Source organism: Enterobacter quasiroggenkampii (assembly GCF_043972695.1).
Classification (GTDB): Bacteria; Pseudomonadota; Gammaproteobacteria; order Enterobacterales; family Enterobacteriaceae; genus Enterobacter; species Enterobacter quasiroggenkampii.
The window spans coordinates 2,569,782-2,593,085 of sequence record NZ_CP143745.1; the positions used below are offsets into that span (position 1 = coordinate 2,569,782).

24 protein-coding genes are annotated in these 23,304 nt (G+C 55.8%); 9 read left to right on the forward strand and 15 right to left on the reverse strand.

What is annotated here, in order from left to right:
- Positions 1 to 39: 39 nt before the first annotated feature.
- A complete protein-coding gene (eptA, locus tag V1572_RS12320; RefSeq protein ID WP_353145279.1) occupies positions 40 to 1,665 on the reverse strand; it encodes a phosphoethanolamine transferase EptA in 1,626 nt (541 codons plus the stop codon).
- Between the two features lie 149 nt (positions 1,666 to 1,814).
- On the opposite strand from eptA, the gene V1572_RS12325 reads away from it, so the two are divergent.
- From V1572_RS12325 to sodC, 3 genes are all read left to right on the forward strand, one after another.
- Positions 1,815 to 2,054 carry a DUF1289 domain-containing protein gene (locus V1572_RS12325; RefSeq protein WP_008500587.1) on the forward strand — a complete coding sequence of 80 codons (240 nt, stop codon included), beginning with the start codon at positions 1,815 to 1,817 and terminating at the stop codon, positions 2,052 to 2,054.
- Between the two features lie 48 nt (positions 2,055 to 2,102).
- Positions 2,103 to 2,999: an aldo/keto reductase family oxidoreductase gene (locus tag V1572_RS12330; RefSeq protein ID WP_021241132.1), complete on the forward strand. Its 897-nt coding sequence runs from the start codon at positions 2,103 to 2,105 to the stop codon at positions 2,997 to 2,999.
- Positions 3,000 to 3,079: 80 nt separating this feature from the next.
- Positions 3,080 to 3,598, forward strand: a complete 519-nt coding sequence (gene sodC / locus V1572_RS12335; RefSeq protein WP_048030739.1) for a superoxide dismutase [Cu-Zn] SodC — start codon at positions 3,080 to 3,082, stop codon at positions 3,596 to 3,598.
- Here sodC and V1572_RS12340 read toward each other — a convergent pair.
- The 3 genes from V1572_RS12340 to V1572_RS12350 are packed head-to-tail and all read right to left on the reverse strand — an operon-like array spanning position 3,577 to position 6,709.
- On the reverse strand, positions 3,577 to 5,610 hold the full coding sequence (locus V1572_RS12340; RefSeq protein WP_048222777.1) for an FUSC family protein: 2,034 nt from the start codon (positions 5,608 to 5,610) through the stop codon (positions 3,577 to 3,579). The two genes, sodC and V1572_RS12340, sit on opposite strands and share 22 nt — an antisense overlap.
- A complete protein-coding gene (locus tag V1572_RS12345) occupies positions 5,610 to 6,470 on the reverse strand; it encodes an HlyD family secretion protein (protein ID WP_048030737.1) in 861 nt (286 codons plus the stop codon). Before V1572_RS12345 ends, V1572_RS12340 begins: the two co-directional genes overlap by 1 nt.
- A gap of 2 nt (positions 6,471 to 6,472) precedes the next feature.
- A complete protein-coding gene (locus tag V1572_RS12350) occupies positions 6,473 to 6,709 on the reverse strand; it encodes a DUF1656 domain-containing protein (RefSeq protein WP_024909360.1) in 237 nt (78 codons plus the stop codon).
- 186 nt (positions 6,710 to 6,895) lie between these two features.
- On the opposite strand from V1572_RS12350, the gene slyA reads away from it, so the two are divergent.
- Positions 6,896 to 7,336: a transcriptional regulator SlyA gene (gene slyA, locus V1572_RS12355; protein WP_021241135.1), complete on the forward strand. Its 441-nt coding sequence runs from the start codon at positions 6,896 to 6,898 to the stop codon at positions 7,334 to 7,336.
- A gap of 35 nt (positions 7,337 to 7,371) precedes the next feature.
- Here slyA and V1572_RS12360 read toward each other — a convergent pair whose 3' ends face one another.
- Complete coding sequence (locus V1572_RS12360; RefSeq protein ID WP_063621460.1) at positions 7,372 to 8,733, reverse strand: GGDEF domain-containing protein; 1,362 nt, start codon at positions 8,731 to 8,733, stop codon at positions 7,372 to 7,374.
- A 196-nt stretch (positions 8,734 to 8,929) separates the two neighbouring features.
- On the reverse strand, positions 8,930 to 9,397 hold the full coding sequence (slyB, locus tag V1572_RS12365) for an outer membrane lipoprotein SlyB (RefSeq protein ID WP_008500578.1): 468 nt from the start codon (positions 9,395 to 9,397) through the stop codon (positions 8,930 to 8,932).
- A gap of 255 nt (positions 9,398 to 9,652) precedes the next feature.
- Between slyB and anmK the strand changes: the two genes are divergently transcribed.
- The 5 genes from anmK (at position 9,653) to pdxY (ending at position 14,235) form a co-directional block, all read left to right on the forward strand.
- Entirely contained in the window at positions 9,653 to 10,777 is a 1,125-nt protein-coding gene (gene anmK, locus V1572_RS12370; RefSeq protein WP_045910332.1) for an anhydro-N-acetylmuramic acid kinase, read from the forward strand.
- Between the two features lie 93 nt (positions 10,778 to 10,870).
- A complete protein-coding gene (gene mliC / locus V1572_RS12375; RefSeq protein WP_025758348.1) occupies positions 10,871 to 11,194 on the forward strand; it encodes a C-type lysozyme inhibitor in 324 nt (107 codons plus the stop codon).
- Positions 11,195 to 11,251: 57 nt separating this feature from the next.
- Positions 11,252 to 11,908 carry a pyridoxamine 5'-phosphate oxidase gene (gene pdxH, locus V1572_RS12380; RefSeq protein WP_008500575.1) on the forward strand — a complete coding sequence of 219 codons (657 nt, stop codon included), beginning with the start codon at positions 11,252 to 11,254 and terminating at the stop codon, positions 11,906 to 11,908.
- A 125-nt stretch (positions 11,909 to 12,033) separates the two neighbouring features.
- Entirely contained in the window at positions 12,034 to 13,308 is a 1,275-nt protein-coding gene (tyrS, locus tag V1572_RS12385; protein ID WP_023335449.1) for a tyrosine--tRNA ligase, read from the forward strand.
- A 66-nt stretch (positions 13,309 to 13,374) separates the two neighbouring features.
- Positions 13,375 to 14,235, forward strand: a complete 861-nt coding sequence (gene pdxY / locus V1572_RS12390; protein WP_063621462.1) for a pyridoxal kinase PdxY — start codon at positions 13,375 to 13,377, stop codon at positions 14,233 to 14,235.
- A 77-nt stretch (positions 14,236 to 14,312) separates the two neighbouring features.
- Here the strand turns inward: pdxY and gstA are convergent, their stop codons facing one another.
- The 9 genes from gstA to rsxA form a co-directional block, all read right to left on the reverse strand.
- On the reverse strand, positions 14,313 to 14,918 hold the full coding sequence (gene gstA, locus V1572_RS12395) for a glutathione transferase GstA (protein WP_252073464.1): 606 nt from the start codon (positions 14,916 to 14,918) through the stop codon (positions 14,313 to 14,315).
- 105 nt (positions 14,919 to 15,023) lie between these two features.
- Positions 15,024 to 16,532, reverse strand: a complete 1,509-nt coding sequence (gene dtpA, locus V1572_RS12400) for a dipeptide/tripeptide permease DtpA (protein WP_395299148.1) — start codon at positions 16,530 to 16,532, stop codon at positions 15,024 to 15,026.
- A gap of 591 nt (positions 16,533 to 17,123) precedes the next feature.
- Complete coding sequence (gene nth / locus V1572_RS12405; protein ID WP_008500570.1) at positions 17,124 to 17,759, reverse strand: endonuclease III; 636 nt, start codon at positions 17,757 to 17,759, stop codon at positions 17,124 to 17,126.
- Entirely contained in the window at positions 17,756 to 18,442 is a 687-nt protein-coding gene (locus V1572_RS12410; RefSeq protein ID WP_023343977.1) for an electron transport complex subunit E, read from the reverse strand. The genes nth and V1572_RS12410 overlap by 4 nt, the downstream gene beginning before the upstream one ends.
- 2 nt (positions 18,443 to 18,444) lie before the next feature.
- Positions 18,445 to 19,065 (reverse strand): electron transport complex subunit RsxG, encoded by a 621-nt coding sequence (gene rsxG / locus V1572_RS12415; RefSeq protein ID WP_334754770.1) that lies wholly within the window; start codon positions 19,063 to 19,065, stop codon positions 18,445 to 18,447.
- Between the two features lie 10 nt (positions 19,066 to 19,075).
- Entirely contained in the window at positions 19,076 to 20,128 is a 1,053-nt protein-coding gene (gene rsxD / locus V1572_RS12420) for an electron transport complex subunit RsxD (protein WP_024909350.1), read from the reverse strand.
- The gene (gene rsxC, locus V1572_RS12425; RefSeq protein ID WP_395299149.1) at positions 20,129 to 22,150 is read right to left on the reverse strand and encodes an electron transport complex subunit RsxC; all 2,022 of its coding nucleotides are present in this window, start codon (positions 22,148 to 22,150) and stop codon (positions 20,129 to 20,131) included. It abuts the gene before it with no gap.
- The gene (gene rsxB, locus V1572_RS12430) at positions 22,143 to 22,721 is read right to left on the reverse strand and encodes an electron transport complex subunit RsxB (RefSeq protein WP_032651615.1); all 579 of its coding nucleotides are present in this window, start codon (positions 22,719 to 22,721) and stop codon (positions 22,143 to 22,145) included. Before rsxB ends, rsxC begins: the two co-directional genes overlap by 8 nt.
- On the reverse strand, positions 22,721 to 23,302 hold the full coding sequence (gene rsxA / locus V1572_RS12435; protein ID WP_008500564.1) for an electron transport complex subunit RsxA: 582 nt from the start codon (positions 23,300 to 23,302) through the stop codon (positions 22,721 to 22,723). Before rsxA ends, rsxB begins: the two co-directional genes overlap by 1 nt.
- Between the last annotated feature and the right edge of the window lie 2 nt (positions 23,303 to 23,304).

A 23,304-nucleotide genomic window follows, 5' to 3' on the forward strand; every position in this document is an offset into this window, starting at 1 on the left:
CCGCACTCTAATAGACCGTTCGGTCTAATGCAAGCGAGTTTATTGACGACATGCGTTCAGAATATCCAGCTGCTGTTGATAAACCGTTGATTTAACGTCCATCATACCCAATACGGTTGAGAATAAATTGTCCTGGGAGACCGCATTTTTTGCTGCATGGTCGCGTAAACACTGTTCATTGATGCCAAAGTTTTTCGCGTAGTCCGGTGACAGCCAGAACATAAACGGAATGTGCGTTTGCTGCTCCGGCGCCAGCATGTACGGCGTCCCGTGCAGATAAATGCCGCTTTCACCCAGTGACTCACCGTGATCTGAGAGATAAATCAGCGCGGTATTCATGCTTGCCTGGCGAGCTTTCAGCGCATCAATGGTTTTGCTGACCATGCTGTCGGTATACAGGATGGTGTTGTCATAGGTATTCATCAGCGCCTGATGATCGCAATCCTGAATCTCGTTGGTGTCGCAGGTTGGGGTGAATTTCCGGAAAGTGTCCGGGTAACGGCGATAGTACGCCGGACCGTGGCTTCCCATCAGGTGGATAACCAGCACCGTGTCCTGCTTCAGACCATCCAGCACGTTGTCCAGACGGTAGAAATTCACATCATCAATACAGGATTTATCTTTGCAGAACTGATCCAGATTCCACTGCGTCATATCGGTATGCGGCACGCGATCGCAGGCGCCTTTACAGCCGCCGTCGTTGTCGCGCCACAGCAGGTTGATACCCGCATGCTTCAGCACATCGAGCAGACCTTCCTGATGGTGCGCCAGGTCGGCATCGTATTTGCTACGCGTCATGCCCGAGAACATGCACGGAACGGAAACGGCGGTTTCAGTGCCGCATGAGGAGGCCTGCGGGAAGTTAATGACATCCTGCTTTTTCAGCTCCGGGTTCGTTTCACGATCGTAACCATTCAGGGAGTAGTTCGCCGCGCGAGAGGCTTCCCCAACGACCAGTATCAGAACGGTTTTCTTTTGTTGACCTGAAATCAACGGCCCTTTATGGGCATCTTCGCCAATCCGTACCAGCGTTTGATCGCCGGCAAACCAGCGCATTTTGCTGTACTTCACCACCGCGCTGACATAGTTGGCCGGGGTCACCATTTTGACGATGCTTTTGTTGTTGCGAAACAGCGAGGCGTAATCTTTATAAAACACTGCCGCAATCAGGATAATCACCAGCAGGGCGCCAAGCATCGCGGCAACGCGCGTCAGCAGGGCATACCACCATTTCCCGGTACGAATGCGGGTCAGCGCCAGCACCACGGAAGGCACGAGGCCAGCAATAACAATCCACAGAATCATCTGCGGCGTCACCAGGGCTGTCGCTTCCTGAGAGTTGGTTTCGAACACGTTCACAATCATGTTCTGATCGATCACCGCGCCGTAGGTGTACATAAAGTAGGTTGCCGCGGCGCATCCGATCGTCAATACAATCAGCAGCGGCTTGCGGATATAGGGGATATTCAGCAGGCTAAACACAATCACCCAGCCGCAAAACAGCACCAGCGGTACGGACGCGGCAAAGAGGATGTCGTGCAGGTGCGCAGGGGCAATAATGGCCCAGCTGCGCTGGATAAACAGCCCGTTGATTAGCGTAAAGAAGAGTGCACAGCCCAGAGTAAATTTAATGTCGTTACATTGTAACTTTTTGATTAACCACATCGATCGGTAAACCTGTCATTGTCATGATGGGCCGAGTATAAAGAGGGAAGATTAGTGAAACCTTAATGCCACAAATCTGTGGTATAGGCCTTGCACGTGGCGCGTTTAGCGTCTTCACTGTAGGTGAGAGTAGTTATCCGGAGGTGAGTGTGGCAGAGCAGCTGGAGTTTTTCCCCATCCAGAGCCCGTGCCGGGGGATTTGTCAGGTGGATGAACGCGGATATTGCCGCGGGTGCATGCGTACCCGTGACGAGCGTTTTAACTGGCAAAACTTTAGCGACACGCAAAAGCAGGAGGTGCTACGCCTCTGCCGACAGCGTCTACTGCGCAAAATACGCGCAAACAAAGCCGGTGAGACCGAAGAACCCCAGCAACCTTCACTTTTTTAACACGGTAATTGCGTATACTCATGACATCACGTCCTTGAGGAAAATGTTATGGTTCAGCGAATTACCCTTGCCCCCCAGGGGCCAGAATTCTCCCGTTTTGTAATGGGCTACTGGCGCCTGATGGACTGGAATATGTCCCCCCTCCAGCTGGCGAGCTTTATTGAAGAGCATATCGATCTGGGCGTTACCACGGTCGACCATGCGGACATTTACGGTGGTTATCAGTGTGAAGCCGCATTCGGCGAGGCGCTCAAGCTGGTTCCGGCACTCCGCGACCGCATGGAGATCGTCACGAAGTGCGGGATTGCCACCACGGCAAAACCGGAACACGCCCTTGGGCATTACATCACCGACAGCGCGCATATCATCAAGAGCGCTGAGCAGTCGCTGGTCAATCTGGCGACCGACCGTATCGACCTGCTGTTAATCCACCGTCCGGATCCGCTCATGGATGCCGATGAGGTGGCAGAAGCCTTCCTGAACCTGCATCAGAGCGGCAAAGTGCGTCACTTTGGCGTTTCCAACTTTACCCCGGCGCAGTTTGCACTGCTTCAGTCTCGCCTGCCGTTTACCCTGGCCACCAACCAGGTGGAGATCTCCCCGGTACACCAGCCGCTGCTGCTGGACGGTACCCTCGACCAGCTGCAACAGCTGCGTATTCGCCCGATGGCCTGGTCGTGCCTGGGAGGTGGACGCCTGTTTAATGATGATGAATTCCAGCCGCTGCGCAACGAACTGGACACTATCGCCCGCGAGCTGAACGCGGAGAGCATCGAACAGGTGGTTTACGCCTGGATCCTGCGTCTGCCGTCAAAACCGCTGCCCATTATTGGTTCCGGCAAAATAGAACGCGTGCGTTCTGCACTGGCCGCTGAAGAGCTGCAGATGACCCGCCAGCAGTGGTTCCGCATCCGCAAAGCCGCGCTGGGTTACGACGTGCCATAAACCGCCAGAAGGTGACTTTCCGGTGAAATCTTTGCCCCTGGTATACACTTAAGGGGCAAAAAATAACCAGCGGAGGTCATATGAAGCGTTTTGCTCTGGCAATGGTCGCGCTGGTTGTTTGCGCAGGGGCGCAGGCAGCCAGCGACGAAGTGGAAATGAATCTCGTCACCTCTCAGGGTGTGGGTCAGTCCATCGGTACGGTGAAAATCACGGAAACCGACAAAGGGCTGGAGTTCGCTCCCAACCTCAAAGCACTCCCTCCCGGTGAGCATGGTTTCCATGTTCACGCCAAAGGAAGCTGTCAGCCCGCATTAAAAGAGGGTAAAGCGTCAGCGGCGGAAGCGGCAGGGGGGCATCTGGATCCCCAGCATACCGGCAAGCATGAGGGCCCGGATGGAATGGGACACCTGGGCGATCTGCCCGTGCTGGTGGTCAATAACGACGGTAAAGCCACCGATCCCGTTGTCGCGCCGCGTCTGAAAAAGCTGGATGAGGTAAAAGGTAAAGCGCTAATGATTCATGTCGGCGGCGACAATATGTCCGATCAGCCTAAACCGCTTGGCGGCGGCGGGGCGCGTTATGCCTGCGGCGTGATCTGATCCCCAATGGTACCAGGCGGTGGTGCTTGCTCCAGCTGTGACAGCGAGCAGTGCAGCCGCCAGATTATCGAGGCCAAATCACGGGCGGCGGGGAGATGATGTCGTGCAAGCGTATCGCAGATCCGCTGCAGTTCATTCAGCGTGGTTGCCAGCGGTCGCTGCTGGACACCGCGTTCGCTCATCACATCGCGAAGCAGAGAGATGCACACATCGCGAACCTGCGACAGCGGGTCGGAACGTGTTTCCCACCCGCGAAGCTGCCAGACCACATGCGAACAGTTCAACAGCACCACGCCCCAGCGCAGCAGCCAGCGCCGGGAAAGCGCGTCCTGGCTGTTATTGAGCTGGCTCACGTGATGATAAACCAGCGATTCATACTCGTTTTCACGAAGATGCGGTTTACGGCTGAGCTGGTCCACAAATCCCCGGCGTAACTCCCGGATATGCCTGCGGCTTTTGCGGGCATCGGAGCCGGGGCGCAACACCGCGAAAGCCAGCCACGCCAGCCCCACGCCAAGGATTTTCGCCAGATTGTCATTAAGAAAATCGGCGTAATCATAAACCGGCGGATTGGTCACGGAGATAAACGAGCCCATAAAGACAATCAGTTGCCCCCACAGGCCCGCCTGTTTTGGCATTTGCAGCTTGAGTAGCTGCATGGTGGTCAACAGCGGAAACAGAAACAGCAGGAACTGCCACAGATCGCTTATCTGCACCATCAGGCCAAACTTCACCACAAAACTGAACAAAGACAGCAGCACCAGGGTGCGTAGCAGGAGCGTCAGCGAGTTGAACGGCGAGGCCGCGACGGAGTAAAGCACGCAGCTGATGGCAGCAAGCGTCAGGGCCGCCGTACCGGACTCCCACTGCGTGGTGATGCTCCACGCCCCCACCAGCATCAGCGCGCAGAAGGTGCGAAAACCGCTCCACAGCGCTTCCAGGTAGTCGGTATGGCGGGCGAGAGCCGGACTCCCGGGCACGTTGAACTCCGTGACCGGCGTGGCATTCTCAACCGCGTTAATCCAGCGGCTGCTGCGCAGGTAGAGTCGGCAAAAGTAATTCAGACGCTGCCAGAAGGCGCGATGGCGATAGTCGTACTCATCAACCGGGGCGAGCGGGGCGATGATCTTCGCAACGGTGTAGATGTCCGCATCCGGGCGCGCAAGAGCCGCGAGCAGCGTTTCGATGACGGCACGGGTGTTTTCCGGCGGCGTCGGCCAGTTGAGCAGCATTCTGCGCAGGCTGGAGATGGCGCTGGTCATACGCAGCTGCTGGTGCAATAAATAATTAAGCAGGGTGTTCTGACGCCGAAAGCGATAGTGGCTCCAGAACGCCTGAATACGCAACAGATTCATCGTCAGGATCTGTCCGATCACCTTTTCATGCGCGAGGCGGATCTCATCGCTGGTATCCGGTTGCCACAGCAGGCTCGCGTGCTCAAGCAGCCGGGTATGCATGGTCTTGAGGGCGGTGATAAGCGCGGTGCCGTCGGAGGTGCTGGGGAGGATCATCATCATGAAGCCACCGCTGAGGATCCCGACAATGACTTCACAGACGCGCGCCTGCGCGATATCCCACAGTTCGGTGGTGTCGAGCACGTTCACCACCGGGAAGGCGATAATGGCGGCGGTATAGCCCGCCAGCTGGAAAGCGTAGGCGACGTTATTGGTAAAATGGGCGCAGGCCCAGGTACAGCACCCCAGCCACGCCGCCATGCTCAGCAGGAACATCCACGGATCGTTCAGCGTATGGCCGGCAATAATTAACGCCGCCGTGGCCCCCAACAGGCTGCCGGCGATGCGCCCAAGGCTCTTACTGATCACCCCGCCGACCGTAGGAAAACTCACCACCGCGGCAGAGGTCATCGCCCAGTAGGGTTCATCCAGGTTCAGGTAATAGGCGACGGTCAGCGCCAGACACATGGCAATGCCGTTACGCAGCGCGTAGCGCCACTGAGGGCGCGTCGCTTTGATCCACGGCGTGTTTTGCCAGGAGAGTGCCGGCAGCTTCATCACCGGTTTCCGATGGAGACAGTACAGGTGGTGCCGGAGACCAGCGTGATGTCCTGCGGTAAATGGTCAAACTCCACGCGAACCGGCACGCGCTGAGCGAGACGCACCCAGGGCACGTTCGGCTTGATGTCCGGCACCAGGCCAGAATCCGTTTCGACGCTTTGATCGTAAATGGCGCGGCCAATGCTGGATACGTGACCCTGTAACTTCTGCGAGCCACTGTAAAGCGTAATGGCGGCGGGCGATCCCTCGCGAATATGGCGAAGCTTGGTCTCTTCAAAATAGCCCACCACGTAGAAGGAGTGGCTGTCGACGAGGGCAAAAACGGGTTGTCCCGTGGTGGCATAATTCCCCACGCGAGCGGAAAGGTTGGTGACCCACCCGTCAACCGGCGCGGTAATCACCGTTTGGGTCAGCTCCCACTGGGCCTGCTTCAGCGTGGCTTCGGCCACGTTGACGTTCGCCTGCATGGCCTTCACGTTGATGTTGGCAGTGTCTAAATCTTCCGCTGAGATGTAATTTTGCGATAGATGCCGGCGGCGGTTGGCCTCGTTATTCGCTTTCGCTAAGTCTGACTGGGCTTTCGCCAGCTGCGCCTCGGCGTTCAGAATCGCGATGTGGTACGGGGTATCGTCGATCCGGAAGAGTACCTCACCCTTTTTAACGTACTGGTTATCCTTAACGAGCAGCGTCGTGATGCTTCCCGACACCTGCGGAGTGATGCTGACCTGTTCAGCGCGAATTTTGCCGTCACGGGTCCAGGGGGACTGCATATAAAAATTCCACATCCACCAGCCTGCAACCAGCGCGAGGGCGAGAACAAAGAGGGTGGAAAAGTACTTCAGCGTTTTCAGAGGCATAGTCACCACACCATCAAGACAGCAAGGCCCAGACATACGGAGAGGGCAAACAGGGAAAGATCCATCAGCATGGGATGCCAGATTTCGCCGGAGTACATCCAGTCGCGAAGCAGACGATGCGCGATGAGCCAGAGAATAAAGCCCACCAGCACGGCTTTAAACAGGGGAGGAAAGTAGACTGACGCACCGAAGATCAGATCCTGAAGGGGTAACCCCTCTGAGCGATGAAAAAACGTCACGGGCAGAAATCCTTTGCAGTGAACAGAATGCCGCGTTGGCTTGTCTTAGTATGATGAAGCATCACAATTCAGTGTAAGTCATACTTTTAAGTTCGATGAATGCAGTATTGCATTTGTTTTGGCAATACAAATGCTGCACACTATTCTAAAATCAGTATAATAACTTAGCAAGCTAATTATAAGGAGATGAAATTGGAATCGCCATTAGGTTCTGATCTGGCAAGGTTGGTACGCGTCTGGCGTGCTCTGATTGACCATCGCCTGAAACCTCTGGAATTAACACAGACGCATTGGGTCACGCTGCACAACATTCATCAGCTTCCGCCCGATCAGTCGCAAATTCAGCTGGCAAAAGCGATAGGCATTGAGCAACCGTCGCTGGTGCGCACGCTTGATCAGCTGGAAGAGAAGGGGTTGATCTCCCGACAAACCTGCGCCAGCGATCGTCGTGCTAAGCGGATTAAACTCACTGAGAAAGCGGCGCCTATCATCACCGAAATGGAAGCCGTCATCACCAAAACGCGCGGTGAAATCCTCTCAGGCGTTTCACCGGCGGAGCTGGAAATGCTCATCAGCCTCATTGCTCGCCTTGAGCAAAATATCCATGAGCTGCAGTCTCGCGACTGATAAACACGAAGGCCTTGCACCAGCAAGGCCTTTTTTTACTTAAAGACGACCACACGATTACGACCCGTCTCCTTCGCTTCATACATCGCCTTGTCGGCACTTTCCACGCACGCTTCTGCGGTTATCGTTGATGACGTTGCCGTAAACACCCCCATACTGATGGTGATGGGCTCCGGCAACTGACCGCCGCTGCTGGTTTTATCAAAGCTGCTTAGCTTCAGACGTATGCGCTCGGCCACCTGGTACGCGGAGTCTGACGACGTGTTGGCCAGCATCAGTACAAACTCCTCGCCGCCGATACGGGCCGCGATGTCCTGCGGGCGCACGGAATCCATCAGCAGGTTGGCGACAAACTGCAGGACTTTATCGCCCTGAAGATGACCGTAGGTGTCGTTAATGCGCTTGAAGCGATCGAGATCGCTGACAATGACGGAAACGGGGCGGTTGGGTCTGGCAATATCCAGCGCCTGGTTTAACGATTCATAAAAATAGCTGCGGTTATAAAGGCGCGTGAGCGGATCGCGGATCGAGTTCTGATAGGACTGCTGATATTTTACGTGCGAGTCGCGATACAGTCTGAAGACATCGTAAAGCAGAACAAAAATAATCAGCAGCGTGGCGACAGTTTCAAATAAACGGGCGCGATACCAGGAGATATCTTCGGCATGTCCACCCGCTAACAGCATTGAAAGCGTGACGATATAGCAAACGCACAGAAAATTTCCGCCTACCCAGAATAAGTTGCGCACGCGCGTGACAAACATCAGCGCTACTAATGTTATCACCCAGAAAACAATTAAAGAGATATTAATGCAATGGCTCCAGAGGACCATAAACTGCCGGGTTTCATTATCAACCAGGTCAATCGATAACAAGGGCGAGTGGCTGGAATATATCCAGGCCAGTCCCACTGCACAGGCGGTAAAAAGAGACGCCCCGCTCACAATTGAGATATGCGCCAGCCGTGAAAGAGGGTATTTGCGCATGGGATAGAGTATTGCCGCCACGATGAACAGCACCGCCATTAAAAAGTGGCGGAACATATAGTAGATCATCGCATCGTTGTAGTTCACGACGTTGAACTGATAGAGATCCAGCCAGGCGGGGAAGCTGGTCAGCGTTCCGACCATCAGCAATGCGGATCCGGCAAAGGCAAAGGCGATTGCGACCAGATACAGTCGTCTTTTGTCACACCCGTATTTCATCGCCATAAAACAGGCAATAAACAGGTGAAACACCAGAAGAAAAATGGTGAGCGTAGGGAATAAAAGCGGTGAAAAGGACGGAACCCATTCAACGAGTTTTAAAAACAGCGCGTGTAATATCCCGATAACAACAAGGCAACCGAGACAGAACGCGATATAACGGCTCGTTAGAGCACGACGATTCGCAAGCATAGAATTTTTACAAATTATAATGAATAAAGAGAAGGTGATTGCGAAGAGTCTAATCAATTAGTGCAATAAATACTTTGCGCAGAAACAATATAAGGGGTGATTAATAATGGATGGTGTGAATGTATTTTGTAATTATATTTGTGAGAGTGATATATATTGTAAATGGATGTGGCCCGAGGACCACATCCACTTTTAATTAACGTGGAGAAACGGTCACCTGGCTTCCGTTGCTCGCCAGTACAACGCGCTGGCCTGCAGAGAAGCGGGTGCTGCCCTGTTTCTGAACAACCATGATTGTGCTGCCGTCGTCTTTACGAATTTCCAGCTCTACGCCCTGAGTTTTGTTCATCGCACCCTGAACGCCCTGGCCGGCTACGCCACCTGCAACGGCACCTGCGGCTGTCGCCAGAGAGCGTCCCGTACCACCGCCGACGGTATTACCCAGGAAACCACCCAGAACGGCACCGCCGATTGCGCCCATCACGTTGTTTTCATCACCACCCTGAATCTGTACAGGGCGTGCGTTAACAACGGTACCGTAAGTCACGTTCTGAACCTGTTTCGCTTCAGAAGCGCTGTAAACGTCGCCAGAAAGTGAACTGTCATTCACACAGCCAGCCAGAGTTAAACCAATCAGCGAAACGCCCAGTACACGTAAAATCATTTGAATCTCCTGTTCACCAAAAACGCCCGATTGGGGGCATCCGTTATGGCTAAATTATATGGCATAAGGAGCCATAATTCATATCTTTGCACTAACAATAGGAAAATTGTACTTGAATTTGACTTAACGAGACATAAACAGGATCCGTCCGCGCTACCCGTCTGACATTGTTAAAAAATATTATTGCCGGATGGCAAAGCGACGCCGTTTATGGTTGAGTGGATATCCTTAGCCCACGCAACGTAAGGAAAGCGCATGAAATCGGGTCGCTACATTGGTGTGATGTCAGGCACCAGTCTGGATGGGGTAGATGTCGTTCTGGCCGCCATTGATGAAAACATGGTGGCACAGCAGGCGAGCCTGACCTGGCCAATCCCCATTTCACTGAAAGAGGATATTCTCAGTATTTGTCAGGGGCAGCAGCTGACCCTCTCCCAGCTTGGGCAGCTGGATGTCCGCCTCGGGGCGCTGTTTGCGGATGCGGTGCAGGCTTTGATGCAAAAAGAACATCTTCGCCCGCAGGATGTGGTCGCCATCGGGTGTCACGGACAAACGGTCTGGCATGAGCCCATTGGAGAGGCCCCGCATACTCTGCAAATCGGCGATAACAACCAGATTGTGGCGAAGACGGGCGTCACGGTGGTCGGCGATTTCCGTCGTCGCGATATTGCCCTTGGCGGACAGGGCGCACCGCTGGTGCCCGCGTTTCATCAGGCGCTGCTGGCGCACCCTTCAGAACGGCGTATGGTGCTCAACATTGGTGGGATCGCCAATCTGTCGATGCTTATCCCCGGGCAGCCGGTCCGTGGCTACGATACCGGCCCGGGCAATATGTTAATGGATGCCTGGATCTGGCGTCAGTGCGGTCAACCGTACGATAAAAACGCGGAGTGGGCGAGCGAGGGTAAGGTGATTATCCCGCTGTTGCAGTCCATGCTGAGCGATCCTTATTTTGCCTTACCGGCACCGAAAAGCACGGGGCGTGAATACTTCAACTTTGGCTGGCTTGAGCGCCAGCTGGCGTCATTCCCGGCGCTCGCGCCTCAGGATGTTCAGGCGACGCTTGCCGAGCTTACGGCCGTGTCGATTTCCGAACAGGTGCTCCTCAGCGGCGGATGTGAACGCCTGCTGGTGTGCGGCGGGGGAAGCCGTAACCCGCTGGTGATGGCGCGTCTTGCCGGGCTGCTGCCGGGCACCGAAGTGTCGACGACCGACGAGGCCGGCATCAGCGGTGATGATATGGAGGCGCTGGCCTTCGCCTGGCTTGCCTGGCGCACCATTGCCGGGCTGCCGGGCAATTTACCGTCGGTAACCGGCGCGCGCGAGGCGAGCGTCCTTGGGGCGATTTTCCCGGCAAATCCGCGTCATAATCAGAGTTAACTGAAATTCAGCGCGGCGCGTCGTCGTTAAAATGGAACGAAACAGGAGGGCAGCCATGCCCTCCAGGACCAGGAAAGTCTTCGGAATACGCCCATGAAAAAACTTCTTCTTATTGCCGCCCCTTTGTTGCTGTCAGGATGCAGCGTCTACAACCAGCTCCTTGAGCGCATGCAAACCGATACGCTTGAGTATCGCTGCGACGAAAAACCGCTGACCGTGAAGCTGAACAATCCACGCCAGGAAGCCAGTTTTGTTTATGACAATAAACTGCTGACGCTGAAGCAGGGCATTTCAGCCTCGGGCGCGCGTTACACCGACGGAATCTATGTCTTCTGGTCGAAAGGCGACAGCGCCACGGTCTACAAACGTGACCGTATTGTGCTGAACAATTGCCAGCTCGAAAATCCGAAGCGTTGAGATTTTTACAGGGGCGGCGCACAATAGCGCCACCCACTCTCAATGTCAGCTAACGCCATGTCAGATAACGACGAACTGCAGCAAATTGCGCATCTGCGCCGTGAATACACCAAAGGCGGCCTGCGTCGCCAGGATCTTCCCGCTGAACCCCTCGTGCTTTTTGAACGCTGGCTGAAACAGGCCTGCGAAGCGAAACTGGCCGACCCCACGGCCATGGTCGTCGCGACGGTGGATGAAAACGGTCAACCGTATCAGCGCATCGTATTGCTCAAGCATTATGACGAGAAAGGACTGGTGTTCTACACCAACCTCGGCAGCCGCAAAGCACACCATCTGGAAAACAATCCGCGTATCAGCCTGCTGTTCCCCTGGCACATGCTGGAACGTCAGGTCATGGTGACCGGCAAAGCGGAACGTCTCTCGACGCTGGAAGTGGTGAAGTATTTCCACAGCCGCCCGCGTGACAGCCAGATTGGCGCCTGGGTATCAAAACAGTCCAGCCGCATTTCCGCCCGCGGGGTGCTGGAAAGTAAATTCCTCGAGCTGAAGCAGAAGTTCCAGCAGGGTGAAATCCCGCTGCCGAGCTTCTGGGGTGGTTTCCGCATCCCGATTGAGCAAATCGAGTTCTGGCAGGGGGGCGAACATCGCCTGCACGACCGCTTTTTATACCAGCGCGAGAATGGCGGCTGGAAAATCGACAGACTGGCGCCGTAATCCCCGAAATTTGTTGATTTAAGCGCTAGCGCACACCGCGCTTGCGCTTTATTCTATGGTCCTTTCGCATCAGGCGAAAAGTCGTGTACCGGCAAAGGTGCAGTCGTTTATACATGGAGAATTTGATGGCAAGCAGTAACTTGATTAAACAATTGCAAGAGCGGGGCCTCGTGGCCCAGGTGACGGACGAGGAAGCGTTAGCAGAGCGACTGGCGCAAGGCCCGATCGCGCTCTATTGCGGCTTCGATCCCACCGCTGACAGCTTGCATTTGGGGCATCTTGTTCCATTGTTATGCCTGAAACGCTTCCAGATGGCGGGCCATAAGCCTGTTGCCCTGGTGGGCGGCGCGACCGGTCTGATTGGTGACCCAAGCTTTAAAGCCGCTGAGCGTAAACTGAACACCGAAGATACCGTGCAGGAGTGGGTCGATAAGATCCGCAAACAGGTTGCACCGTTCCTCGACTTCAACTGTGGCGATAACGCCGCGATTGCCGCGAACAACTACGACTGGTTTGGCAGCATGAACGTGCTGACCTTCCTGCGTGACATCGGCAAGCACTTCTCTGTTAACCAGATGATTAACAAAGAGGCCGTGAAGCAGCGTCTGAACCGTGACGACCAGGGTATCTCCTTTACCGAGTTCTCCTACAACCTGCTGCAGGGCTATGACTTTGCCTGCCTGAACAAACTGCACGGTGTTTCCCTGCAGATTGGCGGTTCTGACCAGTGGGGTAATATCACCTCCGGTATCGACCTGACCCGTCGCCTGCACCAGAATCAGGTCTTTGGTCTGACCGTTCCGCTGATTACCAAAGCAGACGGTACCAAATTTGGTAAAACCGAAGGCGGCGCGGTATGGCTCGATCCGAAGAAAACCAGCCCGTACAAATTCTACCAGTTCTGGATCAACACGGCGGACGCCGATGTTTACCGCTTCCTGAAGTTCTTCACCTTTATGGACATTGAAGAGATCAACGCGCTGGAAGAAGAAGACAAGAACAGCGGTAAAGCGCCGCGCGCGCAGTACGTGCTGGCGGATGAAGTGACCAAACTGGTTCACGGTGAAGAAGGTCTGGCCGCGGCAAAACGCATTACCGCTAGCCTGTTTAACGGCACCCTGAGCGATCTGAGCGAAGCGGACTTCGAACAGCTGGCGCAGGACGGCGTGCCAATGGTTGAGATGGAGAAAGGGGCTGACCTGATGCAGGCGCTGGTGGACTCTGAACTCCAGCCCTCCCGCGGTCAGGCGCGTAAAACCATCGCGTCCAACGCCATCACCATCAACGGTGAAAAGCAGGCCGACCCGGAATACACCTTTGTTGACGGCGACCGTCTGTATGGTCGCTACACCCTGCTGCGTCGCGGTAAGAAAAACTACTGCCTTGTCTGCTGGAAATAAGTCACAGTCTTCAGGGGCGTGGGAAACCACGCCCCTTTTGTTTTTTAAGGGTTGGGTAAGCATAAAATGAAGAACATCCTCGCCATTCAGTCCCACGTTGTTTTTGGACATGCTGGCAACAGCGCAGCGGAATTCCCGATGCGCCGCCTCGGCGCCAACGTCTGGCCCCTCAATACCGTTCAGTTTTCCAACCACACGCAGTACGGCAAATGGACCGGCTGCGTAATGCCGCCTTCACACCTCACCGAGGTGGTGCAGGGCATTGCCGATATCGGCCAGCTCAAGCGCTGTGACGCCGTACTGAGCGGTTATCTTGGTTCCGCGGAGCAGGGGGAGCATATCCTCGGCATCGTACGCCAGGTGAAGGCCGCTAACCCGTCGGCAAAATATTTCTGCGACCCCGTTATGGGCCATCCGGAGAAAGGCTGTATCGTGGCGCCAGGCGTGGCAGAATTCCACGTTCGTCATGCACTGCCCGCCAGCGATATCATTGCGCCAAACCTGGTTGAACTGGAAATTCTCTGCGAGCATCCGGTTAACAGCGTAGAAGAGGCCGTAAGCGCGTCTCGCGAGCTGATCGCGCAGGGGCCTGAGGTTGTGCTGGTAAAACACCTCGCGCGCGCAGGGCTAAGTCAGGATCGCTTTGAGATGCTGCTGGTGACGAAAGAGGATGCCTGGCACATCAGCCGTCCGCTGGTGGATTTTGGCCTGCGCCAGCCGGTGGGTGTGGGGGATGTGACCAGCGGCCTGCTGCTGGTGAAATTACTGCAAGGGGCAACGCTGCGCGATGCGCTGGAGCATGTTACTGCGGCAGTGTACGAAATTATGACGGCAACGAAAGAGATGCAGGAATATGAGCTGCAGGTGGTCGCAGCACAGGATCGAATCGCGAAGCCGGAGCACTATTTCAGCGCAACCCAGCTTTAAACGATGCCGGGTGGCGCTGCGCTTACCCGGCCTACAACACCCGTAGGCCCGTGCAAGCGAAGCGCCGCCGGGCGATATTAGCTAAGCCCTTCCGCTTTCAGCGCCGCAGCCACCGCAGGACGCTCTGCTACACGCTTCATATACGATGCAATGTGGTCTAACCCTTCCAGATTCAGCTTAACCGCGCGCGCCCAGCGCAGCACGGTGAACAGGTACGCATCGGCAATCGTGAAGCGCGACCCGCCAATCCACTGCTCGTCTTTCAGCGATTCGTTAATGTACTGCAGCTTTTTCTCCAGCAGGGCGCGCAGGGTAGGTTTAAACTCTTCTGGCGTATCCGGGCGGAACAGGGGGGTAAAGCCTTTGTGCAGCTCGGTGGCAATGTAGTTCAGCCACTCCAGCGTTTTATAGCGAGAAATGGTACTGACCGGGGCCAGCAGCTGGCGATCGGGCACGCTATCGGCCAGGAACTGCATAATCGCCACGCCTTCGGTCAGCAGAGTACCGTCATCCAGCAGGAGCGCCGGAACTTGTCCTTTCGGGTTAATGGCAAGAAAATCATCGCCGTTTTCCAGACGTTTTTTCATCAGATCAACGCCATCCAGCGTGAAATCTTTGCCGCTCTCGCGCAGGGTGATATGGGAAGCAAGAGAGCACGCGCCCGGTTTGTAGAACAGTTTCATCGGTAACTCCTTTTCGCTGAGGTTTCAGCTATGTTAGTGCGCAAACGGATAAAAAAAAAGCCGCTAATCAATTAGCGGCTTCTGGTCAGTCGTTTCTCACGGATATCACGCGGTAGCGGTTTTGGTCGCCTTAGCGGTCTTGTCGTCGTCCTGAGTCATTCGATTCAGTTTCGGTGCAGTCAGCAGCATCAGAGCGGCAATAACGGCAGTCGCGATACCAATCTGCATGAACACGGTACCGTAGACGTTCAGAGAAACCAGTGGGTCAGTGACGTTTTCCGGTACGGCCATCAGGTTCGCAATCTTGCCTGCGATAATGGCTGCACCCGCAGTCGTCAGGAACCAGCTACCCATAATGAAGCCCATCAGACGCTGTGGCACCAGCTGTGCAACCATCGCCAGACCCAGACCGGAGATCATCAGTTCGCCGATAGACTGCAGCGCATAGCTCAGGATCAGCCAGTTAACGGATACGATACCGGCGTCGGTAGCAAATTTGGTACCCAGCGGCAGCACCAGGAACGCGCCGGAGCACAGCACCATACCGATAGCGAACTTGTGCGGCATTGGCAGACGGTCGCCCATCTTGTTATAAATCGCGGCCAGAATCGGGCTACCAATCATGATCCAGAACGGGTTCAGCGCCTGATACTGCTCCGGCTCGAACGCAATACCCAGGATGGAGTGCTCAACGTTACGAATGGCGAAGAAGTTCAGAGAGGTTGGCATCTGGCTGTACAGTACGAAGAAGATAATCGCTTCCAGCATCAGAATGAACGCCACGATCATCTTACGGCGGGCAGCACCCTGCATGGCGAATGCTTCTTTCGCAAAGATGACCACGATACCCAGCGCAACCACGCCCAGAACGGCACGTGCGATGCCCTGGTTGTGCAGCAGCCAGGTGGCGATCGCCGCCAGGGCAACAACGCCCACAATGGTCGCCAGCAGTTTGCCCATATGCACAGGCTCGAAGTCCGGTTTTGAACCGTAGTTTTTAACCCAGCTGCGGCAGAACAGGAAGTTCACCACGGTGATCAGCATACCGACGAAGCTCAGCGCAAACGCCACGCTCCAGCCGAATTTTGCTGCAAGCCATGGGGTGGCCAGCATTGAGAAGAACGAACCGATGTTGATGGACATGTAGTACATGGTAAATGCACCGTCCAGACGCGGATCGTCTTTGCTGTAGCAGGTAGAGAGCAGGGAGGACGGGTTCGCTTTGAACAGACCGTTACCGACGGCAATCGTCGCCATACCCATATACACGACAGCGGCATCGTGCCCTGACCATGCAACCAGACCATAGCCAATTGCCAGGACAATGGCGCCCAGCATGATGACACGTTTAGTGCCGAGGACTTTATCGCCCAGCCAGCCGCCAATCGCGACCAGACCGTACACCAGAGCACTGAAGGAGGAGAACAGCGTGATGGAATCGGCTTCGGACATACCCAGTTGTTTCACCAGGTAAACTGCCATGATCCCTTGCAGGCCGTAATAACCAAAACGCTCCCATAACTCGATAGAGAAGATGAGATAGAACGCTTTTGGTTGTTTAAAAGCGTTAAGACTCACGCTTTCTTCTGTTGGTTTATTGTTTGCAGTAGACACATATACCTCTTTTTTTACATCCCATATTAACGGGGGTGTTCATAGCGTGATGGCCGTAGTCCATACGCCTTATAGTTATATTGGGAGGAGAAACGGCGGGTAATGTTCACTATCCTGCCCCATCTGGCAATACGTTTGTAATAATCTGTTACATATATCTGGGGTGGTATAATCGTCGGTTCATACAAATGTTATTCAGCGTTAAATTTTATACGATGTGTAAAGGTAGTTTTTTCGACTGGCAGAGACCCGTCAGGACCGGTGTTTGGCGATATGTTCTGCTATTTGCCGTCTCTGGCAGTGATATAGCCCAAATTCTGAAAAATAGCTGGTCTTATCGTCGGTAAAAAAAGAAGAGTGTCTTCTCAGACAAAGGCTTTAGCTCGATTTTGACAACAAAAAAACAACATGAAGTTATCAGGGTGATCGCGATCACAGATGTATAGAAATTTTCGGCTATGAAAAAAGTATTAACCTGTTTGAGCGTTAAAGCACCGAACAAGTGACAGCCAGGGAGAGACGAAAGGCGAACAAATAACGGCCAAAAGAAGCGTGCACCATCACCCTTCTTTTGGTGTGGGGTTTTATGGTTCAGGGATATACTTTTTCTTTGTATTCGCAGAGATCTTCAATAATGCAGGAGCCGCAGCGAGGCTTACGGGCAATACACGTGTAACGACCGTGCAGAATCAGCCAGTGATGGCAATCAACCTTAAATTCAGCCGGAACCACTTTGAGCAGCTTCTCTTCGACCTGCTCGACATTTTTCCCCGGCGCAAAGTTGGTCCGGTTAGACACGCGAAATATATGCGTATCGACGGCGATAGTAGGCCAGCCAAACGCGGTATTGAGCACCACGTTCGCGGTTTTACGACCTACGCCCGGTAAAGCTTCCAGCGCAGCGCGGTCTTCCGGCACTTCGCCTCCGTGCTGTTCCAGCAGGATCCGGCAGGTCTTAATGACGTTCTCGGCTTTGCTGTTAAACAGGCCGATGGTTTTGATATACGACTTCACGCCTTCCACGCCCAGCTCCAGCATGGCCTTCGGCGTATTGGCGACCGGATAGAGCAGGGCGGTGGCTTTATTGACGCTCACGTCGGTCGCCTGTGCAGAGAGCAACACCGCGATCAGCAGCTCAAACGGGGAGGTAAAATTCAGCTCCGTCGTCGGGTGCGGGTTCTCGTCCCGCAGACGGGTCAGGATCGCAATGCGCTTTTCTTTATTCATGAGGCCTTCTCGGGTGTCCCTTCCAGAACGCTGCGCTGAGCCGCGCGGCGCTTACGTTTCTCATCAATCAGGTATTTTATCGCCAGCATCATGCCAAGGCCAATAAACGCACCGGGCGGCAGCATCGCCAGCAGGAATGGCGTATCGGTGTGGAACACTTCAATGCGCAGCGCTTTGGCCCAGCCGCCCAGCAGCGCATCTGCGCCGTCAAACAGTGTACCGTTGCCGAGGATTTCACGCAGGGATCCCAGCACGAACATGGCGCACGTGGCGCCCATGCCAATGGAAAATCCATCCAGCGCCGACATGGCCGGACTGTTTTTCACCGCGAAGGCTTCCGCACGCCCGACCACGATACAGTTGGTGACGATAAGGGGAATGAAGATCCCGAGCGACTGGTACAGACCGAACGCGTAGGCGTTAATCAGCATCTGAACAATACTGACCACCGACGCAATGATCATGACGTAAATCGGAATACGAATTTCCGACGGCGTCCAGCGGCGCAGGGCAGAGATGGAGAGGTTGGTCAGGGTCAATACCAGCGTGGTTGCCAGACCCAGACCGAGCGCGTTGGTGGCGGTGGATGTCACCGCCAGCAGTGGGCACATGCCCAGAAGCTGAACCAGCGCGGAGTTGTTTTTCCACAACCCCTGGACAATAACCTCTTTAACCTGGCTCATGATTACTCCTCACAGGCCGGAAGATTGTTGATTTGCGCGGGCAGCGTTTCAGCATACAGCCCGGCTCGTTTTACGGCATTCACCACCGCACGTGGGGTGATGGTCGCACCGGTGAACTGGTCAAACTCGCCGCCATCTTTCTTCACCGCAAACGCGGTGTCATCTTCACCATGGATCACTTTACCGGCAAAGTGCAAAATCCAGTCGCTCAGACGGGTTTCAATTTTATCGCCAAGACCCGGCGTTTCATGGTGTTCCGTCACGCGGGTGCCCAGTATGGTGCCGGAGAAATCGCTGCCCACAAGCAGCTGAATGGCACCGGAATAGCCGTCAGGCGCCGTCGCTTCCATCACTGCGCCGACCGGTTTATCCCCTTTGCGGGCAATAAAGAGGCGGTGCTGGCCTTTCCCAAGCTGCGGCGCGTCTACCACAAAGCAGCTTTTTTGCAGGTCGTTATCGTAGAAGTCGGACGGGATCACCTGATCGAACAGCGCCTTTTGCTGCTTCGAGGCCTGCTCTTCGATGGTCGTTTTGGTCAGCGCATTAACCAGCGCCGTCAGCCCTGTCAGGACCGCGGCGAAGACAGCCAGCGTGATGCCGTGTTTCTGCATCGTTTTTAACATGGCGAAACCCTTAGCGATGACCGTACACGCGTGGACGCGTGTAATAGTCGATGAGCGGAACGGTAATGTTGGCGAGCAGGACGGCAAAAGCCACGCCGTCCGGGTAGCCGCCAAAGCTGCGAATGAGCCAGACCAGCAGGCCTGCCAGTGCGCCGAAGATCAGGCGTCCGCGGTTAGTCGTTGAGGCCGTTACCGGATCCGTCAGGATAAAGAAGGCACCCAGCATGGTCGCGCCGGAGAGCAGGTGCATCTGCGGGCTGGCCAGTGATTCAGGAGAGAATACCCAGCCCAGCGTGGCGCAGACCGCCAGCGTCACGAGGAAGCTGACCGGAATATGCCAGCGGATGGCTTTCTGCTGCAGCAGGAACAGGCCGCCCAGCAGATACGCCAGGTTGACCCACTGCCAGCCGGCACCCGCCAGCACGCCGCTGTAGATCGCCGATTTCATGATCTGCTCAACGCTGTGCCCGGCATGCAGGGACGTTTTAAAGGTATCAAGCGGCGTCGCCTGGCTGATACCGTCCACGCCCATACGCAGCGCGTTCATATCGGCACCGAGTGCCGTATGGCCGGTAAAGATCACGTGCAGAGCATCCATGAAGCCCGGAACCGTGGCCGCAATCTCGTGCGGTGGCAGCCAACTGGTCATCTGTACCGGGAAGGAGATCAGCAGCACCACGTAGCCAATCATCGCCGGGTTAAACGGGTTATGGCCCAGTCCACCATACAGCTGTTTGGCAATGATCACCGCAAACACGGTGCCGAGGATCACCATCCACCACGGGGCAAACGGCGGGATACTGATAGCCAGCAGCAGGCCGGTCAGCAACGCGGAGTTGTCGGCAAGAATGCGGGAGACCGCTGCCTTGCGCAGCTTAAGGACAAGCGCTTCCGCCGCTAAGGCGCTGGCACAGCCCAGGATTATCTGGAACAGGGTTCCCCAGCCGAAAAACCAGCACTGAACGGCAATGCCCGGCAGCGCCGCCAGGCAGACCAGCATCATAATGCGCGATGTCTGGCGCTGATTGTGGGTGTAAGGGGAGCTTGCGATTCTGAAAACCATTTAATCCTCGTTAACTGCTTGCTGTGCGGCTTTCTTTGCCTGAACGCGCGCAATGGCGGCGGCGACGGCGGCTTTGCGCGGGTCATCGTTGGCGGCCTGCGGTTGTTCATCCTGCTGCGCCGCTTTGCGCGCTTTAGCGCGGGCAATCGCCGCTTCGACGGCGGCTTTACGCGGGTCGACCGGCGCTTCGGGTTCTGCGGTTTGCGTCTGCTGTGCCGCCTTGCGCGCTTTGGCACGGGCAATCGCCGCCTCAACGGCCGCTTTGCGAGGGTCGACCGCTTCCTGCTCAACCACCACGTTCTGCTCGCCGGCTTTGCGTGCTTTGGCGCGGGCTATTGCTGCTTCAACGGCGGCTTTGCGTGGGTCAACCTCAGCATCCGTCTGGGTCGTTTGCGCTTTTTCTGCCTGACGGGCGCGGGCCTGAGCTTTACGCGCTTCACGCGCAGCAATCGCTTCGCTGTTGTCCGGCTTCTCGCCGGCCGGGATCACCACAGGCTGCGCCGCAGTGGCTTTTTTCTCGCGAACGCGCGCCAGTGCGGCGTTAATTGCATCCTGATCTTTCTCGCCTGGCTGAACGGCGGCCTGCTTATGGCGCTCCTGACGGGCAATTTTTTCGCGTTCCAGTCGCGCCTGACGTGCTTCAAAGCGCGCTTTGGCTTCTGCTGCGCGTTTTTCTTCCATGGAGATGGCATAAATTTCCGCCTTCTCCTGGCGGAAATACTGCACCAGAGGAATGTTGCTAGGGCAGACCCAGGCGCAGGCGCCGCATTCGATACAGTCGGCCAGGTTATGGGCTTTCGCCTTGTCGTGCAGTTGGCCTTTGCTGTACCAGTACAGCTGCTGCGGAAGCAGATCCGCCGGGCAGGCGTCGGCACAGGCGCTGCAGCGAATACAGCCTTTTTCTTCCTGCTCTTCACCCATCTCGGTCGGGGAAGGGGCGAGCAGGCAGTTGGTGATTTTGACTACCGGCACATCGAGCCACGGCAAGGTAAAGCCCATCAGCGGACCGCCCATGATCACCATCTGGTCGCTTGACGGGCAAAACTCAGCCTGCTCCAGCAGGTGACGCACCGGCGTACCCAGACGCGCCCAGACGTTGCCCGGACGAGAGACCGCTTCCCCGGTCAGCGTTACCACGCGCTCGGTCAGCGGCTCGCCGTCGATTACCGCGCGCTTCACGGCGTACGCGGTGCCGACGTTCTGCATCAGCACGCCAATATCCGAAGAGCGTCCGCCGTGCGGAACCTGCTTACCGGTGAGAATTTGCGTCAGCTGTTTAGCACCACCAGAGGGGTACTTAGTCGGGATAACGCGCAGGCTAATATCGTGGCTACCGGCCAGCACGGCGCGCAGCATTGAGATAGCCTGCGGTTTATTGTCTTCGATACCGATCAGCACTTCCCGCGGCTGCAGAATGTGCGCGAGGATGCGGATGCCTTCCGCCACCTGGGCGGCGCAGTCCTGCATCAGACGATCGTCGGCGGTGATGTACGGTTCGCATTCGGCGGCGTTGATAATCAGCGTCTGAATATTATCGCCACCGCCGCGCAGTTTGACGCCGGTCGGGAAGCCTGCGCCGCCGAGGCCGGCAACGCCGAACTGATGAATGCGCTCGATGAGCGCTTCGCGACTATGGGAGCGGTAGTCGCTCCAGCCGTCACGGTCGATCCAGCGGTCTTCGCCGTCGGCTTCAATTATCACGCTCAGCTCTGAGAGCGCTGATGGATGGGCCACCGTATGGGGCGCGATGGCGACCACCTTACCGGAGGTGGGGGCGTGCACCGGCAGCATACGTCCGCGACCAAAGGTCAGCGGCTGACCGCGAAGGACGGTATCGCCTTCTTTCACGCACAGCTCACCCTCCGCGCCGATATGCTGCTTGAGCGGCATAACGAAACGGGTCGCCAGCGGAATTTGACGCAGCGGCGTGCCGTTAGACTGGGTTTTCATCTCCGGTGGGTGAATCCCCCCGTCAAAGTCCCAAATCTTCTCTTTTCTGAAAGCAGAAAATAACTTAAGCATGTTGTTCCACAGGAATATTGCGAACCGGAATGGTTTGAAGATCCCACTTCCAGCTTTCGGTAGTCGTTTCAACCGGGCGCAGCTCGATACATTGCGTCGGGCAGGGTGCTACGCAGAGATTACAGCCGGTGCACAGGTCCGCCACCACGGTGTGCATGGCGCGCGTTGCGCCAACAATGGCATCGACCGGGCAGGCCTGAATACATTTGGTGCAGCCGATGCAGTTCGCTTCGTCGATCACGGCCAGCGCGCGGACCGGCTCCTGCACATCCGCATCGCCGTCAACAGGCTGCGGATCAACGTTTAGCAGGGCCGCAATTTTCAACATCACCGCTTCGCCACCGGGCGCACAGCGGTTAATTTTTTCACCCTGAACCCCTACCGCTTCGGCATAGGGGCGGCAGCCCGGGTAGCCGCACTGCCCGCACTGGCTTTGTGGCAGAAGCTCATCAATTTTCTCTACAACGGGATCGTCCTCTACCGCGAAACGGCGGGAGGCGTAACCCAGGATAAGGCCAAACACCAGCCCCAGGACGCTGATAGAGGCGATGGCAATCCAGATAGCATTCATTACAACTTCACCAGACCACTAAAGCCCATAAAGGCCAGAGACATTAAACCGGCGGTCACCAGCGCAATCGCGTTACCGCGGAAGGGCGCAGGAATATCCGCTGCGGCCAGGCGCTCGCGAATAGAGGCAAACAGCACCATGACCAGCGAGAAACCGACGGCCGCAGAAAAACCATACAGCGCCGACTGCATAAAGTTATGGCCAAGGTTGATGTTCAGCAGCGCCACGCCGAGAACGGCGCAGTTGGTAGTGATCAGCGGCAGGAAGATACCCAGCAGGCGATAAAGCGCCGGGCTGGTTTTGCGCACCACCATTTCGGTAAATTGCACCACCACCGCGATAACCAGAATAAAGGCCAGCGTACGGAGATAGGTTAACCCCAGCGGAATGAGGATCCAGGTATCAATCCACCAGGCGCAGATGGACGCCAGCGTCATGACGAAGGTCGTCGCCAGCCCCATGCCCATTGCCGTTTCCAGTTTTTTGGAAACGCCCATAAACGGACACAGGCCAAGGAACTTCACCAGAACGAAGTTGTTAACCAGCACGGTGCCGACAAAGAGCAGTAAGTAATCGGTCATTA

Coding starts and splice junctions, on each gene's coding strand:
- eptA (WP_353145279.1), bottom strand. CDS start 1,665: ATGTGGTTAATCAAAAAGTTACAATGTAACGACATTAAATTTACTCTG.
- V1572_RS12330 (WP_021241132.1), top strand. CDS start 2,103: ATGGTTCAGCGAATTACCCTTGCCCCCCAGGGGCCAGAATTCTCCCGT.
- sodC (WP_048030739.1), top strand. CDS start 3,080: ATGAAGCGTTTTGCTCTGGCAATGGTCGCGCTGGTTGTTTGCGCAGGG.
- V1572_RS12340 (WP_048222777.1), bottom strand. CDS start 5,610: ATGAAGCTGCCGGCACTCTCCTGGCAAAACACGCCGTGGATCAAAGCG.
- V1572_RS12345 (WP_048030737.1), bottom strand. CDS start 6,470: ATGCCTCTGAAAACGCTGAAGTACTTTTCCACCCTCTTTGTTCTCGCC.
- slyA (WP_021241135.1), top strand. CDS start 6,896: ATGAAATTGGAATCGCCATTAGGTTCTGATCTGGCAAGGTTGGTACGC.
- V1572_RS12360 (WP_063621460.1), bottom strand. CDS start 8,733: ATGCTTGCGAATCGTCGTGCTCTAACGAGCCGTTATATCGCGTTCTGT.
- slyB (WP_008500578.1), bottom strand. CDS start 9,397: ATGATTTTACGTGTACTGGGCGTTTCGCTGATTGGTTTAACTCTGGCT.
- anmK (WP_045910332.1), top strand. CDS start 9,653: ATGAAATCGGGTCGCTACATTGGTGTGATGTCAGGCACCAGTCTGGAT.
- mliC (WP_025758348.1), top strand. CDS start 10,871: ATGAAAAAACTTCTTCTTATTGCCGCCCCTTTGTTGCTGTCAGGATGC.
- pdxH (WP_008500575.1), top strand. CDS start 11,252: ATGTCAGATAACGACGAACTGCAGCAAATTGCGCATCTGCGCCGTGAA.
- tyrS (WP_023335449.1), top strand. CDS start 12,034: ATGGCAAGCAGTAACTTGATTAAACAATTGCAAGAGCGGGGCCTCGTG.
- pdxY (WP_063621462.1), top strand. CDS start 13,375: ATGAAGAACATCCTCGCCATTCAGTCCCACGTTGTTTTTGGACATGCT.
- gstA (WP_252073464.1), bottom strand. CDS start 14,918: ATGAAACTGTTCTACAAACCGGGCGCGTGCTCTCTTGCTTCCCATATC.
- nth (WP_008500570.1), bottom strand. CDS start 17,759: ATGAATAAAGAAAAGCGCATTGCGATCCTGACCCGTCTGCGGGACGAG.
- V1572_RS12410 (WP_023343977.1), bottom strand. CDS start 18,442: ATGAGCCAGGTTAAAGAGGTTATTGTCCAGGGGTTGTGGAAAAACAAC.
- rsxG (WP_334754770.1), bottom strand. CDS start 19,065: ATGTTAAAAACGATGCAGAAACACGGCATCACGCTGGCTGTCTTCGCC.
- rsxD (WP_024909350.1), bottom strand. CDS start 20,128: ATGGTTTTCAGAATCGCAAGCTCCCCTTACACCCACAATCAGCGCCAG.
- rsxC (WP_395299149.1), bottom strand. CDS start 22,150: ATGCTTAAGTTATTTTCTGCTTTCAGAAAAGAGAAGATTTGGGACTTT.
- rsxB (WP_032651615.1), bottom strand. CDS start 22,721: ATGAATGCTATCTGGATTGCCATCGCCTCTATCAGCGTCCTGGGGCTG.
- rsxA (WP_008500564.1), bottom strand. CDS start 23,302: ATGACCGATTACTTACTGCTCTTTGTCGGCACCGTGCTGGTTAACAAC.